The following is a 16,097-nucleotide window of genomic DNA, read 5'->3' as shown; positions in this document are numbered from 1 at the left end:
AATGTATGAAAAACTATCCAATAGTTTAAGTATTCTTTGATTGTAACGTGTTTTCTTTTAGAATGCGAATAAAGAGAAGTATTACACAAAAGACACTACCCTCTCCCTAATAATCTAAAGGAGAAGGTAGCGCCCTATTACTTTACAATTGATTTAGATTGAGACTGTACACTTACATCCTTCTGCCGATCCAATAAGCTGACAGTCACAAATACGAGAGCGGATAATGGTAACGCGTAAAATAAAGGATCAATATGCGTCCACGGGAACGCAAGTAAAGCATCTTTCCCAAATAAAGCTTGTGATAAACCAAGAACTCCCGACTCTTTTACATGTAGAAATAAAAACCCTAGTATACTAACTGAGAACCCTGTAATGATGCTGAAAATCGCTCCATTTTTAGATGCCCTTTCCCAAAATAGTGCTCCCACTAATGTAGGAAGGAACCCAGCTGCACATATTCCAAACCAAAATGCAGTTGCTCTAGCGATAACCCCCCCTGGCAAGACATAAGCGAGGCCAATAGCAGCTAACATGCCCACAATTACCCCTAAGCGAGTCATCCCTTGGCCATTCTTTCCCCATTTCACTCCAATGGACTTCATAATATCTTCCCCAAATGCTGAGGCTTGTAAATGCACAAGAGAGCTAATCGTTGAAATGGTCGCTGACAGCAAAGTGAGCGTAAACAAGTAAATGAACCATTCAGGCATTAGACTATTTATAAATTTAGGTATAACTAAATCAGAGTTTCCTTCCGCTGCAGTAATCGATAATTGGCCTGCCGTTTCCATAAAGTATACATTGCTTAAGGGACCAATTATAAATGCTGCACCAGTCATAAAGAAAATAAAAATCCCACCGATTAACACAGAACGGTATAAAGCTTTGTCATCTTTAACCGTCATACAGCGCATCATAAGCTGTGGCTGAGCTAGAACACCAATTCCAACACCCATAATAATTGTGCTTACAAGCGTCCACCACAAAGGACTTCCAGTTAAGGGCATACTCGTCCAACCTTGATGTCCACCTGATGCGAGCGATTCAGGAACCATATCTTTTAGTGCAGTTAACGCTCTATGCCCATCAACCACACCTCCAACGGCCTGGTAGGTCACCACCAGAAACACCACCATACCAATAAGCATAATCACTGCACCAAAGGCATCCGTATACATAACAGCCTTAATGCCCCCACTTATTACATATAAAGCTATAATAGCAGCTAAAATGAAGAGGGAGAGGTTAAAGTTTAAAGACAAAGATTCTTGCAAAAATCGACCTCCACCAATTAACACAATACTTGTATAAGCTGGCATAAAAATAAAAATCATCGCACCTGCAAAGATTGTAATAAATTTAGATCCATAACGCTTCCCTAATAATGAAGGAAATGTGGATGCATCTAATTCAATAGATAATCTTCTAATTCGAGTACCAAAAACGGCGAATGCCACAAAAATTCCTAGTACAATATTTAAAAATGCTAACCAGAGAAGTCCCATACCAAAAATGGACCCAACTCCCCCAAAACCAACTAACGCAGAGGTACTAATAAATGTTGCCCCATATGATAGCGCCATAACAACTGGGTTAATATTTCTTCCACCAAGTAAGTAATCAGATTCTGTTACTGTCTTTTTATATCCATAATAAGCTAATCCTGACATAATCCCAACATAGACTATACAAAGTGGGATTAAGATAGACATCGTCATCAGCTGTCCCCCCCTTTATTCCACATGATTGCTCCGTAAACGACACACCCAATTGTCGAAAGTACGGTTAAAATCCAGATTACAGCAATAGAAACACTCTCCATACCAAGCATAGATATCTCCCCTCCCCAATAAGAAAACGCTTACAAAGTAATCTTTAAACCGTTTAATTTTTCTGAATTTTCACATATTAACATACCATGTTCTTTCATTCTTTAAAAATACTTTTAACATCGATCACCTATATGAAAAATGTATAGCAATTATAGTTCAGTCTACATAAGGCTCCTTCTGCTAAATCATAAAAGCCCCCAATGATGGTCATCATTGGGGGCTAAATAGCGCATATTTATTTTCAAAACGATCAGAAATTATCGACTACCTTTTATATAAGGTGTGCCGATTGCTTTAGGAGCTTCAGCTCGTCCAATAAAACCAGCCAGCGCTAGTATCGTCAGTACATAAGGCGCAATTAACAGGAACACAGGTGGAATGCTTTCTAAAAAAGGAATCCCAGCCGCTACATCACTAAGACTCTGTGCGAAACCGAAGAAAAAGGCCGCACCCATAGCTCCTAGTGGATGCCATTTACCAAAGATCATAGCCGCAAGCGCCATAAACCCTTGGCCACTTATCGTAGCACCCGAAAAGTTACCTGTAATGGTTAAAGCAAAGACACCCCCACCAAGACCTGCAAGTACACCTGATAAGATGACACCTATATAACGCGTTCGATACACATTGATACCGTTTGTGTCAGCCGCCATCGGGTGTTCACCAACAGAACGAAGACGAAGTCCAAATGGTGTTTTAAAAATGACAAACCATACTACGAAGGCTAAAATTACCGCAATATAAGATGTAACATGGTGCGTAAAGAACATCTCCCCAATAATTGGGATATCACTTAATAGTGGAATGTCGTTAGAATAGATTGGTCGAGAAACTTGTCCTGTTTGACCAGCTCTATATAATTCCTGAACTAAAAACAGCGAAACGCCCAACGCAAGAAAGTTGATAGCTACACCACTTACTACTTGGTCTGCGCGAAAAGAAACGGACGCTACAGCATGGATGATTGCAAATAGACCAGAAATAATTGCAGCTAGCAGAAGAGAAGCATAAGGTGTAAAACCTCCAAGCGTATCTGCCATCATTAAATTTGTAACGATCGCTGTAAACGCCCCCATAACCATTAGACCTTCAAGACCAATGTTTACAACACCTGCACGTTCACTGAATACCCCGCCAAGAGCTGTTAAAATGAGAGGGGCAGCATAGAAAATCGTTACTGGAATAATTGCTAGTAAAATATCAATGATATTCATTTATTTCCCCTCCCTTTTAACGCGCGTTAAAGCCCAGCGAATAATATAACCTGATGCAACAAAGAAAATAATTAAAGCAACTATAATATCTACTAACTCTTTAGGAATGTTCGCCACAAGCGGCATACTTCCCGCTCCATTTTTAAGAGTTCCAAATAAGAAAGCTCCAAACACAGAACCAAGTGCAGTATTACCACCAAGTAACGCTACAGCGATCCCATCAAAACCAATGTTTGTAAAACTAGATTGTACAAACATGTTTCCATATGTACCGAGACCCTGCATCGCACCTGCTATTCCCGCAAAAGAACCAGAAATTAAGAATGAGTAAACAATATTACGGTTAACGTTCATACCTGCGTAATTGGAAGCATTTTGGTTAAAGCCTACAGACCGAAGCTCATATCCTTTTGTAGTTTTCTCTAATATAAACCACATGACAAACGCAAGTGCCAGAGCAACGACCGCTCCCCAGTGAAGGCGAGAGCCTGTCCATTCATAAAACAATTGAGAAGACAATGAAGCTGAATCCGCTACAGGTTCAGTACTATCTAGACGATCTGTTAATACATTTCGAATTAGAGCGTTGCATGTGTGAAGGGCAATGTAATTCATCATAATGGAAACAATGACTTCATGAACACCGAACTTAGCTTTAAGGAAGCCTGGAACGAAACCCCATAATGCACCTGCTACACCTGCAGATAAAATGGCAAGTGGCAGGTGAATAATCATTGGTGCTTCAAAAGAAATTCCTACCCACACAGAGGCTAACCACCCTACAAATACTTGCCCTTCTACACCGATATTAAATAGACCCGTTCTAAAAGCAAAAGCAACGGCAATACCTGACAAAATAAGGGGGGCTACTTTAACAATCGTCTCACCCGTGAAGTAGGAATTCCCAAATGCTCCTTCATATAATGCACCGTATCCTTCAATAGGATTGTACCCAAAGCTCAGCATTATAATGGCTCCAGCTAATAACCCTAGAATGACAGAGATGATTGGTATTAATACATTAATGAATCTTTGATTTGTGAGCATTAGCTTTCACCTGCTTTCTTTTCAACTTGGCTTCCGGCCATTAACAACCCTAACTCTTGTTCGGTCGTATCCTCTGGTTTTACGTTAGCTACAATTTGACCGTCAAACATAATAGCAATTCGGTCACTTACATTTAAGATTTCTTCAAGTTCAAACGATAAGAGTAATACAGCTTTACCTTTATCACGTTCTTCTATTAACTTCTTATGAATGAATTCAATAGCACCAACATCCAAACCACGAGTTGGTTGTGCTGCAATTAAAAGATCAGGTGACCGATCTACTTCACGACCTATAATGGCTTTCTGCTGATTACCACCAGACAAAGCACGAGCTGGGGTATGTTCACTCGGAGTACGAACATCATATTCCTCTATCAGTTTATTTGCCTGCTTATAAATCTCTTTATAATTTAAAATTCCCATGGAGGAGTATGGCTTTTGATAGTAGTTTTGCAAGACCATATTTTCTCCAATTGGAAAATCAAGAACAAGTCCAAATTTATGCCTGTCTTGAGGGATGTGAGCCACCCCTGATTCTGTCACTTTTCGTGGTGTGAAATGAGTAATAGTTTCTTTGTTTAATAGGATTGAGCCAGATTCTACTTTTCTAAGTCCAGCTATTGCTTCAATAAGCTCACTCTGACCATTTCCATCAACACCAGCTATCCCAACTATTTCACCCGCTTTAACATCAAGGTGCAATCCTTTAACCATTTCTGCTCCTCTTGCATCTTTGACGCGAAGATCAGAAATCTTAAGAATTTCTTCTTTTGGATGTGCAGGCGTCTTCTCTGTGCGGAAGCTGACTTCACGCCCCACCATTAGTGACGCGAGTTCTGTTGTAGAGGTTTCTTTAACATCTACTGTACCAATGCCTTGCCCCTTTCGAATAACAGTACAACGATCACACACTTCCATAATCTCTTTTAGCTTGTGTGTAATTAATATAATGGACTTCCCTTCTTTAATGAGGGTTCTCATAATATCAATTAACTCATGAATTTCCTGTGGTGTAAGTACAGCTGTAGGTTCATCAAGAATGAGGATATCAGCTCCTCGGTAGAGTGTTTTTAAAATCTCAACCCTTTGTTGCATTCCTACAGATATATCTTTAATCTTCGCCGTTGGATCAACCTTAAGTCCGTAACGTTCTGAAATCTCTTGCACCTCAGCTTCTGCCTTCTTTATATCGACTGTGCCTGATTTCTTAGGTTCAGACCCTAAAATAATATTTTCTGTTACGCTAAACGTATCAACGAGCATAAAGTGCTGGTGCACCATTCCAATACCTAAGTCGTTTGCAATATTAGGATTGGTAATCTTAACCGGCTTCCCATTAACCCGTATTTCACCTTTCTCAGGCTGGTATAATCCAAACAACACATTCATTAATGTAGATTTACCAGCTCCATTTTCCCCCAGTAAAGCATGAATTTCGCCTTTTTCCACTTGTAAATTAATGTTATCGTTGGCTACTATCCCAGGAAATTCTTTACGAATATTTAACATTTCAATAACATAGTCCACTTTATTCACTCCCCCACTTCCATTAGAAAACACGATATCCTAATAAATGAATACCGGGTACTTATCTCCCTTTTATAAGAAAATCAAAAGAAAGGATAAAATCAGCAAATGAAAAGGGCCGGCTGCCAGAGATCCTTTTCATTTGATGATTTTTCTTACCAAGAAGGCACAAAAGAGGCTGCCTTACGAAGAAAGATCAGCCTCTTCCGTCCTGACTATTTCCTACAAGTTTTCTAAGTAAGTTGCAAGCTCGTCACGATCTTGCGGAACTTCTACTTCGCCACTTGTAATCTTTTCTTTCCATTCTTGTACAGCTTGTTTAATTTCATCCGTGTAAGCTTCTTCATTTGTTTCAGCAACGCTTACTGCGTCATCACTTAGACCGTATGCAATCTGCTCTCCACCTGGAAACTCACCGTTCATTGCTTGTTCAGCAACATCCGCTACAGCAATGTCAACACGCTTAATCATTGAAGTGAATGTTACGTTGTTGTCACCAACCTGTCCTTCTTCATACTGGTCACGGTCTACACCAATTACCCATACTTCTTCGGATGGATCATTTTGCTTAATATTTTTCGCTTGGTTGAATACACCAACACCTGTACCACCAGAAGCATGGTAGATAATATCAATTCCGCTGTTATACATGTTACTAGCGATTGATTTACCCTTTGCTGGTAGATCAAATCCACCTGCATACTGTACTTCTACTTCGATATCTGGATTTACAGATTTCGCACCTGCTATGAAACCTGCTTCAAATTTATTGATTAGGAAGCCATCTGTCCCACCAACAAATCCGATTTTATCTGTTGTAGTTTTCTGAGCTGCAGCAACACCTACAAGGAAGGAGCCTTGGTGTTCTTTAAAGGTGATACTAGCAACGTTCGGCTGCTCTACAACATCATCCACAATTGAGAAATGAGTATCTGGATTTTGCTTTGCTACATTTTCAATGTCATCATGTAGTTTGTAACCAATACCATAAATTAAGTTATATCCTTGTTGAACAAGGCGATTTAAGTTTGGGGCATAGTCTGTTGCTTCATTAGACTGTAAGTATGTGTATCCATTTCCTTCTTCATATCCATTGTCTTCACCAAACTTCTTAAGACCTTCCCATGCCGATTGGTTAAACGATTTGTCGTCTACCCCACCAACATCTGTAACCATGGCTACAGAGAAATCACCGTTACCACCTGATGCCTCTTCTGAGGAACCATCATCAGAACTTGTATCTGTTTCTTCTGTGTCTTCATTGTCAGAACCACTATCAGAATCTGTAGAAGCATCATCCGATGATCCACACGCTGCTAAAATCATGCCGAGCGCTAATAGTAACGCTAATAGTAAAATACGACTTTGTTTCAAATTCATTACCCCCTACGAATTTAAAAAGATTAATAGATTACACACACTCCATACGACCTGCTTCCGCTTAGGCCCACCACCTCCTTAAAATCTCACCTGAATGTAAGCCCTTACACTCTTTTTCGTAATACATGGAATCCAAACGTATCTGGTCTGAAGTAGTTACTCGAATACAGAACTGGCTCGTCATCTGTGGTATAATGCATCTGCTTTAATAAAAGAAGGGGTTGGTCAGGGTCACAATTTAATATTGTCGAAATACGTTCCTGGTACCCGACTGGTTCAATAAAAGTGACCGCATAACTTACTACTTTTTCACTGTATTCCTCTAATAACTGAAACATTGAATCTTCTTTGTGTACGTGCTCTAAAGGGATTAATCCTTTTGGGATTTTATCCACACAATAGACTACGGGTTCCCCATCCGCTGTTCTGACTCTTTCGACTTTTGCTAATTTTTCGACATCGAATGGATAAAATTTTTTAACGTCCTCTTCAGTAGCTTCCAGAATCTCGGTAGACAAATATTGACTACCAGGTTTCATGCCACCTCTCTCAATCATTTCCGTGACACTAAACAGTTCTTCAATACCTGATGAAAAGATTGGCTTAGCATTCACAAAAGTTCCTACACCGTGACGTCTTGTTACAATATTCTCTTCTTCTAATATTCTTAAAGCCTCACGTAATGTAGCTCTCGAAACACCTAGTAACTTGGACAACTGAAACTCAGAAGGAAGCTTCTCCCTCTCTTTATAAGTTCCGTTCTCGATATCTTTCTTAATTTGATCAATGACTTGTAAATATAAATGGCGTGTATCTGTTCTTATACTCATGTGTAGTTCACTCCAAGCGTTTTCTCTTTTAAGAGATCTGACATCTGACGTTTGACTCATCATATTCGAGATTAATATAACACTTTTATGAGTATAAATAAATAGAATTCTACTATTTTTATCAAAATATCCTCTTTTCTGACATTATTTCGTTCACGTCTATTCGCCCCATTTACTGGCATACAAGAACGTAAGCGATTTCTCAATTTTGTATGACATAAAAAAAAGAAAGACACATCGGTGTCTTTCTTTATGAAGATATTTCCTCTGATGATTGTGACGCAAGGACTTCTCTGGGTTTACTCCCCTCATAAGGTCCTACAATTTTGCGATCTTCCATAGCATCAATCAATCTTGCTGCACGAGTATAACCTATTCGGAATCTTCGTTGTAACATTGATACGCTGGCACTCTGCATTTCTAAAACTAAGGATACAGCGTCATCATATAAATCGTCGTCAACCTCTTGTTTTACTTCACTTTCTTCTTCAGGGATCATCTCTTCTTCATATTGAGCTTTCTGTTGTTCTACACAGTGTTCTACGATCCGTTCTACTTCCTCATCTGATAAAAACGCTCCTTGAACCCGGGTAGGTTTTGAAGAACCTACAGGGATGAATAACATATCCCCTCTCCCAAGCAGTTTCTCAGCTCCACCTGAGTCTAAGATCGTCCGTGAATCAGTTTGTGAAGATACACTAAATGCAATCCTAGAAGGGATGTTGGCTTTGATGACACCTGTTATAACATCAACAGAAGGACGCTGTGTAGCAATAATAAGGTGAATACCTGCAGCACGCGCCATCTGGGCAAGACGCGTAATAGCATCTTCCACCTCATTTGATGCAACCATCATTAAGTCTGCAAGCTCATCAACTAGAACAACAATATAAGGAAGTTGAGGCTGGGAGTCCTCACTTTCAGCATTATGCTTCCGTATATGTTCATTGTACCCTTCAATATTTCTCGTTGCTGTATCTGAAAACAACTCATATCTTCTTTCCATCTCAGAAACTACTTTTTTCAGTGCACGGGATGCTTTCTTAGGATCTGTAACAACGGGAGCCAGAAGATGTGGAATACCGTTGTAAACATTGAGCTCCACTTTCTTTGGATCAATCATCATCATTTTTACTTCATGAGGCTTGGCTCTCATTAAAATACTTGTAATAATGCCATTAATACACACACTCTTACCACTTCCTGTAGCACCTGCTACTAATAAGTGAGGCATCTTGTTTAACTCAGACACAATGGCATCACCTGATATATCTCTTCCAAGTCCAAATAATAGTTTTGAATCTGATTGACTCTGATGAGGCTCTATAACCTCTCTCAAGCTAACCATAGCGACTTCTTGATTTGGTACTTCAATCCCTACCGCTGACTTACCAGGAATCGGGGCTTCTATACGAATATCTTTAGCCGCTAAAGCAAGTGCGAGGTCATCATGTAAGTTTACAATCTTACTTACTTTAACACCCACATCAGGGTATACTTCGTACTTCGTTACGGATGGGCCGACATGGACCTTGGTTACTTTTGCTTTCACACCAAAGCTATGGAACGTTTGTTCAAGTTTCTTAACTGTCGCTTGTATCTTAGACCGTTCTTGCTGCTGTGTATTTTGAGTCGGTTCGGCTAACAAGTCCAAAGATGGTAACTGATAATCGACGTTTTCCATTTCTGTGAGAGGTAGAGTTTCTGCTAACCCATCCTCTTCTGGCTGAACCTCTTGGGCGCTCTGAGCTGTTGATTTCTTTTCAGAAGGCTTTTCTTGTTTATATGCATTGTCCGTAAAATCTTGAATAATAGGTGAGGAGAGTGTCTCCTCTGATTCTGACTCAGGTGCTGGTTGTTTGTCTTGTCTACTTCCATTTCCGTACTCAATCGGTGCTTCTTCCTGATCTTTCTGTTCATCTTTATCTTTTTGACGTTTTTCTTTATATTGTTCCCTTTGTTCTTTCACTGACGACCACTGATGGCCCATAAACTCTTTCCCTTTACCAAGTAGGCTTCTTAATAGGTCTCCTAGAGAAATTTCAGTTAAGAATAATATTCCTACAATCATGGCAAAGACTGAAACAATCTTGGCTCCTGTTGGTGCGAATAAATAGTAGGTGAAAGCAAACAAACTCCCACCAATTAAACCGCCTCCTAATTGGGATGAGGAAATAGTTCCCTGGGTATAGGCTTGGTAGTGGTTCCACGTTACCTTTAAAATAGAGGGCTCTACGTTATCTTTCATCACTGCTTCAAATGTTTGAACGTGCGTTAAAAGGAGTATGGCTGCAAACAAAATATAAAAGCCTATAAATCGTTTATGTATAAATACAGGCCATTTCCGTTGCACCATTAAGTAAATTCCCACTACAAATAGAAAAATAGAAACAATAAAGTACCATATTCCAAAGAAGAATTGAAATAAGTGTTCTAAACTGTTCGGAATCGCTCCACCGGAAATTGCGCTAGCACCACTGCCGAAAACTGATAAGAATATAAATAACAGACCTATGAGTTCAAACTTAACTTGGTCTTTCACTTGTGTTCTCTTTTGCTTCTTTTTTTGACGTTTCTTCGCCATTCGCTCACCATCTTTCAAGCAAGTATAGTAAATTGCTCTTATGAGCAACATCCATCTCTTAGCTACTATAATATTTCTAAAAATAGAACAAGAAATCCTGCAACATAAAGCGTTACAGGATTTTCATACCAAAGTATGCCTCGTTTGGATAGGCAATCCTTCAGATCCTATTATAGCATAAAAAGAAGCGAACAAATATACCCATTCCTTAGGTACTTAGGCCGTTTGTCAGAATCGTGCCTGGCATATATTGTTGATTTAAATAATCCTGAGGATCTGTAGATAACAATTGTACGAGTTGATAAGATCCGTCATCAAGCTGTTCAACTCTACACATTTTTCCGTCTATTGTCATTGTTTGATGTTTCTCGTAGCTAGATAGATCATCCTCGATAATATCGTAGTCACTTAAAGGAGTGTAGTGGATCATTGGATCACCTGCTGATCTTGCTGTTTATTTTCACCAATTAACTCATTCAGTTTCTTCATAGCGTGACTAACCCCGCCAACTGCATCAATCAAACCACATTCTACTGCATCATCTCCGATTACATTCGTCCCTATATCACGAGTTAAATTTCCCTTTGCAAACATTAAGTCTTTAAACTTCTCTTCTGTTACGTTTGAGTGATGTGTAACAAAGTTAATAACGCGCTCCTGCATTTTATCTAAATACTCAAATGTCTGTGGCACACCAATTACGAGTCCTGTTAATCGAATAGGATGAATAGTCATTGTAGCTGTCTCTGCTATAAATGAATAATCTGTCGCTACTGCAATTGGTACTCCAATAGAATGCCCTCCTCCAAGGACAATGGAAACAGAAGGCTTTGATAAAGAAGCAATCATCTCAGAAATGGCAAGACCTGCTTCTACATCCCCTCCAACGGTGTTTAACAACACAATGACACCTTCAATCTTAGGGTTTTGCTCAATAGCAATAATTTGAGGTATTAAGTGTTCGTATTTTGTAGTTTTATTTTTAGGAGGGAGTTGTACATGTCCCTCCACTTGACCAATAATAGGTAAAATGTGAATATTTGAGTCTGGTGCTTGCGGTACATTGGATTGCCCTAATTGTTGAATTTTTTGCATTAATGAAGACTGTGAATTTTGATCTTGTTCTTGCTCCTGGTCTTGGCCCTTTTTAGTCGTTTCTTCTTTTCCCATAATTACTCGCTCCTTTCATCATTATTCCTAGTATGAGCGAACTGAAAAAGAAGCATGCACCGTTTATAAAATACAATTGTTAACCCAGAATGTTTTACATTTTGTTTTCTTAATACATTGGCTCTATTAATGGAAAGGACCGTTATGTTTGATGAGTGGTTGGGCTAGCTCGGGGACAACTCGCTTTCCTGCGGGGAGCTTGGGAAGGAGAGCCTAGGTGAGGCCCCGGAAGCCGGCTGGCCCGCTGAGGAGACTCACCAGCTCCCCATAGGAAAGCGAGTGGTTTCCAGGCACACCTCATACTACACTAACAGAAACATTCTCTCAGTTTCGAGTCTTCATAATGAGTGCACTATTCTTAAACAATCATGTTATAGAGATAACGACATTAAACGACTATATTTAAATGGATACTTCTATATTAAGAATATGTAGTTGATATAATCACAAAAAAGCTCCCTGACAAGTAAGTCAGGGAGCTTTCCATTATTTAAAAGGATCTAGAGCTTTAGACAGTGTGCTCCTCTCTTCTGCAGATAAAGGAATAAGTGGAAGGCGTACTCCACCTACATCTAATCCTTTCATTTGAAGAGCAGTTTTGACAGGTGTTGGGGATGGGGCCATGAAACAGGCATTCATCACAGGAAGTAGCTTTTGATGAAGTTTCGCTGCTTTTCGAGAATCTCCTTCTCGCAGTTCACGGACCATCTCTTGCATTTCGTTACCAATCACATGAGCAGATACTGAAACAATCCCATTTGCGCCAACAGCAACAGAAGGAAGGGTAAGACTATCCTCACCACTATAAACGCTGAACCCCTCATCTGTATTGGAAATTAATTCTGTCATAGCGTCTAAATCACCACTTGCATCTTTAACAGATACAATATTCTCAACCTTAGACAAACGAGTGATTGTATCTACATCCATATTAACTACAGAACGTCCCGGGATGTTATACAGCATTACTGGTAAAGACGTTTCTTTAGCAATTGTACTAAAATGCTGATAGAGCCCTTCTTGGCTTGGTTTGTTGTAATAAGGAGCGACTAACATAATACCATCTACGCCAGTCTGTTCTACCTTTTTTGTTAATTCAATTGAAGCATGTGTGTTGTTGCTTCCCGTTCCTGCGATCACAGGCACTCGGTTGTTTACGATGCTAACAACATGTTTACTTAGAGCAACCTTTTCTTCTGAAGTTAAGGTAGGTGATTCGCCCGTAGTGCCAGCAATGACAAGACCGTCAGATCCATTTTCAATTAAGTAGTTGACGAGTTGCGTTGTTTTATCTAGATCTAGATTCCCACGATTGTCAAATGGAGTCACCATAGCAGTCAATACATTTCCAAAGTTCATAAACATGCTCCTTTCTATAATTATTCGTTTAATTGTAGTTCAAATGTTTTATGAAGGGCATTAACAGCTTGTTTTAGATCCTCATCTTTTACAAGTACCCAAATGGTTGTGTGACTATCTGCCGATTGCAAAATTTGAACACCTGCAGATGTTAGTGTATGAACAATTTTAGCTGCAATACCAGGTACCCCTGTTATTCCAGCCCCAACAGTAGAGACTTTTGCACAATTATGAGTAATTTCTGGTTCATAACCTAGTGCTTCTAAAATCTCACGTGCATGAGACGTGTAGATATCCGGGATCGTGTACACAACTCCCTTAGGAGAAATATTAATAAAGTCCACAGAGATTCCTGCTTCAGCCATTGATTTAAATACCTCAGACTGGAGCTGGTAAGGCTCATCTTTAGCAAAAACTTTAATTTGGGCAATTCCAGACAAATGTGCAATTCCTGTTACCGGACGATCTGGAATATCTTTCCCTCTCCCATCATGTCTAGATTGTGTGACGAGTGTACCGAAATCATCTGAATACGTTGAGCGTACTCGAATTGGCACTTTTGCTTGCATAGCTATTTCGACTGCTCTAGGATGGATGACCTTTGCTCCTTGATAAGCCAAGTTAACAATTTCATTATAAGTCATCACCTTTAAAGGTCTTGCCGTCTCAACAATTCTTGGATCAGCAGTCATAATACCTTCAACGTCTGTAAAAATATCAATATATTCAGCATCTAAAGCAGCACCAAGTGCTGCCGCGGAAGTGTCGCTTCCGCCACGGCCAATTGTCGTAACATCACCAGATTCCGTTTGGCCCTGGAATCCAGCTACAACAGCTACATCTGAGTACTGGAGTTCCTGCAAAATGCGTTCGGGATTCATTGCCCGAATTTTTGCTTCGGTAAAATCATTACTCGTCACAAAACCAGCCTGAGCACCTGTTAAAGCAACAGAGCTTACGCCAACTTTTTGCAATTCATTAGAGAAAACGACTGAAGAAATCACTTCTCCGCAAGAAGTCAATAAGTCTTGTTCTCTTTTCGATGAGTTTGTGGTTGGAAAATCGATAAGACCTAAAAGACTATCTGTTGCGTAAGGATCCCCTTTGCGACCCATTGCCGATACGACAACAACGACTTTATAGCCCTCAGCACGCGCTTTCTGAACGTGGGCAATAGCCTTCTCTCGACTCTCTTCGTCTTTTACCGAAGTGCCTCCAAACTTTTGAACTAAAATCTTCATAAGGACACCTCTAATTATCTATTCTTGTTGTATAAATCTCCTTATTACCTGCGAATGGTAATAAGAGTTGCTACACGGAAAGGATTATTGCTCAAAAAGAATCAGACGGCAGTCAACGGATATTCGCTACGCTGCCTGCCGTCTTCTCATTGAATCTATGAAAAGCTTACTTTGAAAGCCACTGGTTCTGGACTAGGCTTTCTGCAATCTGTACAGAGTTCCATGCAGCACCCTTAAGTAGGTTATCAGAAACAACCCACATATGGAAGCCACGAGTCTGATCCAAGTCTTTACGAATGCGCCCTACAAATACATCACGTTTCCCCGTTGCATTTAAAGGTGTTGGATAAACTTGATTACTTGGGTCATCTTCTAATACTAATCCAGGAGCATTGGCAACCGCTTCTTTTAAAGCCTCAACTGTTACATTATCCGTTTCTACTTCAATATAAACACTTTCAGCATGTGAAGTAAAGAACGGAAGTCTTACACAAGTTGCCGCTACAGGCAATTCGTTCATATGCATAATTTTTTTCGTTTCATTAATCATTTTCATCTCTTCAAATGTATATCCATTTTCCTGGAATTTATCAATTTGAGGGAGCGCATTAAAAGCAATTGGATAATGATGCTCATCACCGCCAACTGGCAGGATTTCAGCTTTCATGTCTTCACCATTCAAATATGCTTCTGATTGAGCTCTTAACTCGTCATTCGCTGGATTTCCCGCACCAGAAACAGCCTGGTAAGTTGATACGATGACACGGTTCAATCCGTATAAATTTCGAATTGGTTCAAGTGCTGCCACCATTTGGATGGTTGAACAGTTCGGGTTTGCGATAATACCATTATGGTTAGCAAGATCCCCCTCATTAACTTCAGGTACGACAAGAGGTACGTCGGGATCCATTCGGTATGCACTCGTATTGTCGACTACAACAGCACCTCGTTTTACTGCTTCAGGTGCTAGAGATTTAGAAATTGAGCCCCCTGCTGAGAATAAAGCAATGTCTACTCCTTCAAAGCTTTCCGGTGTTGCTTCTTGCACAATAATTTCTTTATCTTGAAAGCGCACGCGTTTACCAGCAGAGCGCTTGGATGATAACAACGTTAAGGTTTCAATTGGGAAATTACGATCGGCTAATGTTTCGATCATCTTTTCTCCTACTGCCCCTGTTGCTCCGACAACTGCTACATGATATTTTTTATTTTCGACCATAGTATGTTCTCCCTTCGTCCTTACGTTTTCTTCCTATATCTACATAAAAAGATTACTTTATATTCTACCACAACCCCAAATCTTCAAGATACCTATTTCTATCATCATCTCTCAATAATTACAGGCTGAACTTGCTTAAATTCAAGAGCGGCTTCAATGGTCTCTACAAGTGAGTCCATACGAGCTACCATAGAGTTTGGTTTTTTTACCGGATCATCTTGACCATAAGGAACAAAGAAGATATTCTTTGTTGCCATAAGTCTCATTAAATTGACACCATTTAATCCTAGAGCGTCGTTTGTGGAAATGGCTAATACGACAGGACTCTGATTCCTGAGTGTAGCTTTTGCTGCCATCAATACAGGAGAATCTGTTAATGCATTTGCCATTTTACTCATGGAATTACCTGTTAATGGAGCGATAACCATACAATCTAGTGGGCGTTTTGGTCCGAGGGGTTCCGCTTCAGGAATAGTTGAAATCAATTTCTCTCCTGTGATCTCTTCTATTTTCTTTAAATGTTCAGCCGCTTCCCCAAAATACGTATCTGTCTTCTGCACTGTATATGACACTACAGGTACCACAGTAGCACCTAAATCCATAAGTTTCTGCATTTGCGGAAAGACTTCTGAATATGTGCAATGAGAACCTGTTAAACCAAAACCAATCGTTTTCCCCTTAAGTGACAT

Annotated in this window: 14 protein-coding genes; all 14 read right to left on the bottom strand. The window is 39.8% G+C overall.

Going from position 1 to position 16,097, the window contains the following annotated elements; genetic code table 11:
• Nucleotides 1–137: 137 nt before the first annotated feature.
• The 14 genes from N780_RS00885 to dpaB all read right to left on the bottom strand — a co-directional run bounded on the left by N780_RS00885 (nt 138) and on the right by dpaB (nt 16,097).
• The gene (locus tag N780_RS00885) at nt 138–1,721 is read right to left on the bottom strand and encodes a sodium:solute symporter family protein (protein ID WP_036778837.1); all 1,584 of its coding nucleotides are present in this window, start codon (nt 1,719–1,721) and stop codon (nt 138–140) included.
• Nucleotides 1,721–1,825, bottom strand: coding sequence for a symporter small accessory protein (locus tag N780_RS20340; RefSeq protein WP_369094771.1), 105 nt, complete (start codon nt 1,823–1,825; stop codon nt 1,721–1,723). The genes N780_RS00885 and N780_RS20340 overlap by 1 nt, the downstream gene beginning before the upstream one ends.
• A gap of 267 nt (nt 1,826–2,092) precedes the next feature.
• On the bottom strand, nt 2,093–3,049 hold the full coding sequence (locus N780_RS00880) for an ABC transporter permease (protein WP_198135813.1): 957 nt from the start codon (nt 3,047–3,049) through the stop codon (nt 2,093–2,095).
• Nucleotides 3,050–4,096 carry an ABC transporter permease gene (locus N780_RS00875; RefSeq protein WP_036778836.1) on the bottom strand — a complete coding sequence of 349 codons (1,047 nt, stop codon included), beginning with the start codon at nt 4,094–4,096 and terminating at the stop codon, nt 3,050–3,052.
• Complete coding sequence (locus tag N780_RS00870) at nt 4,096–5,625, bottom strand: ABC transporter ATP-binding protein (protein ID WP_036778835.1); 1,530 nt, start codon at nt 5,623–5,625, stop codon at nt 4,096–4,098. Before N780_RS00870 ends, N780_RS00875 begins: the two co-directional genes overlap by 1 nt.
• Nucleotides 5,626–5,847: 222 nt before the next feature.
• Nucleotides 5,848–7,005: a BMP family lipoprotein gene (locus N780_RS00865; RefSeq protein WP_198135812.1), complete on the bottom strand. Its 1,158-nt coding sequence runs from the start codon at nt 7,003–7,005 to the stop codon at nt 5,848–5,850.
• A 104-nt stretch (nt 7,006–7,109) separates the two neighbouring features.
• Nucleotides 7,110–7,835 (bottom strand): GntR family transcriptional regulator, encoded by a 726-nt coding sequence (locus tag N780_RS00860; RefSeq protein ID WP_036778831.1) that lies wholly within the window; start codon nt 7,833–7,835, stop codon nt 7,110–7,112.
• Nucleotides 7,836–8,085: 250 nt separating this feature from the next.
• Nucleotides 8,086–10,419: a DNA translocase FtsK gene (locus N780_RS00855; protein ID WP_036778829.1), complete on the bottom strand. Its 2,334-nt coding sequence runs from the start codon at nt 10,417–10,419 to the stop codon at nt 8,086–8,088.
• Between the two features lie 208 nt (nt 10,420–10,627).
• Nucleotides 10,628–10,849: a YlzJ-like family protein gene (locus N780_RS00850; RefSeq protein ID WP_036778826.1), complete on the bottom strand. Its 222-nt coding sequence runs from the start codon at nt 10,847–10,849 to the stop codon at nt 10,628–10,630.
• The gene (locus tag N780_RS00845) at nt 10,846–11,589 is read right to left on the bottom strand and encodes a ClpP family protease (protein WP_036778823.1); all 744 of its coding nucleotides are present in this window, start codon (nt 11,587–11,589) and stop codon (nt 10,846–10,848) included. Before N780_RS00845 ends, N780_RS00850 begins: the two co-directional genes overlap by 4 nt.
• Before the next feature lie 486 nt (nt 11,590–12,075).
• Nucleotides 12,076–12,948 carry a 4-hydroxy-tetrahydrodipicolinate synthase gene (gene dapA / locus N780_RS00840; RefSeq protein WP_036778820.1) on the bottom strand — a complete coding sequence of 291 codons (873 nt, stop codon included), beginning with the start codon at nt 12,946–12,948 and terminating at the stop codon, nt 12,076–12,078.
• A 20-nt stretch (nt 12,949–12,968) separates the two neighbouring features.
• Nucleotides 12,969–14,189 carry an aspartate kinase gene (gene dapG, locus N780_RS00835; protein ID WP_036778816.1) on the bottom strand — a complete coding sequence of 407 codons (1,221 nt, stop codon included), beginning with the start codon at nt 14,187–14,189 and terminating at the stop codon, nt 12,969–12,971.
• Nucleotides 14,190–14,355: 166 nt separating this feature from the next.
• Nucleotides 14,356–15,408: an aspartate-semialdehyde dehydrogenase gene (asd, locus tag N780_RS00830; protein WP_036778814.1), complete on the bottom strand. Its 1,053-nt coding sequence runs from the start codon at nt 15,406–15,408 to the stop codon at nt 14,356–14,358.
• Nucleotides 15,409–15,512: 104 nt separating this feature from the next.
• Complete coding sequence (gene dpaB, locus N780_RS00825) at nt 15,513–16,097, bottom strand: dipicolinate synthase subunit B (RefSeq protein WP_036778812.1); 585 nt, start codon at nt 16,095–16,097, stop codon at nt 15,513–15,515.

It is taken from the genome of Pontibacillus chungwhensis BH030062 (genome assembly GCF_000770675.1).
Classification (GTDB): domain Bacteria; phylum Bacillota; class Bacilli; order Bacillales; family BH030062; genus Pontibacillus; species Pontibacillus chungwhensis.
The sequence above is the reverse complement of the archived record's forward strand: the minus strand, read 5'-3'. Positions and strand labels throughout refer to the sequence as shown.

Excerpts from the sequence above, each read along its gene's own strand:
- N780_RS00885 (WP_036778837.1), bottom strand. The coding sequence starts at position 1,721 with ATGACGATGTCTATCTTAATCCCACTTTGTATAGTCTATGTTGGGATT.
- N780_RS20340 (WP_369094771.1), bottom strand. The coding sequence starts at position 1,825 with ATGGAGAGTGTTTCTATTGCTGTAATCTGGATTTTAACCGTACTTTCG.
- N780_RS00880 (WP_198135813.1), bottom strand. The coding sequence starts at position 3,049 with ATGAATATCATTGATATTTTACTAGCAATTATTCCAGTAACGATTTTC.
- N780_RS00875 (WP_036778836.1), bottom strand. The coding sequence starts at position 4,096 with ATGCTCACAAATCAAAGATTCATTAATGTATTAATACCAATCATCTCT.
- N780_RS00865 (WP_198135812.1), bottom strand. The coding sequence starts at position 7,005 with ATGAATTTGAAACAAAGTCGTATTTTACTATTAGCGTTACTATTAGCG.
- N780_RS00860 (WP_036778831.1), bottom strand. The coding sequence starts at position 7,835 with ATGAGTATAAGAACAGATACACGCCATTTATATTTACAAGTCATTGAT.
- N780_RS00855 (WP_036778829.1), bottom strand. The coding sequence starts at position 10,419 with ATGGCGAAGAAACGTCAAAAAAAGAAGCAAAAGAGAACACAAGTGAAA.
- N780_RS00850 (WP_036778826.1), bottom strand. The coding sequence starts at position 10,849 with ATGATCCACTACACTCCTTTAAGTGACTACGATATTATCGAGGATGAT.
- N780_RS00845 (WP_036778823.1), bottom strand. The coding sequence starts at position 11,589 with ATGGGAAAAGAAGAAACGACTAAAAAGGGCCAAGACCAGGAGCAAGAA.
- dapA (WP_036778820.1), bottom strand. The coding sequence starts at position 12,948 with ATGAACTTTGGAAATGTATTGACTGCTATGGTGACTCCATTTGACAAT.
- dapG (WP_036778816.1), bottom strand. The coding sequence starts at position 14,189 with ATGAAGATTTTAGTTCAAAAGTTTGGAGGCACTTCGGTAAAAGACGAA.
- asd (WP_036778814.1), bottom strand. The coding sequence starts at position 15,408 with ATGGTCGAAAATAAAAAATATCATGTAGCAGTTGTCGGAGCAACAGGG.
- dpaB (WP_036778812.1), bottom strand. The coding sequence starts at position 16,097 with ATGTCACTTAAGGGGAAAACGATTGGTTTTGGTTTAACAGGTTCTCAT.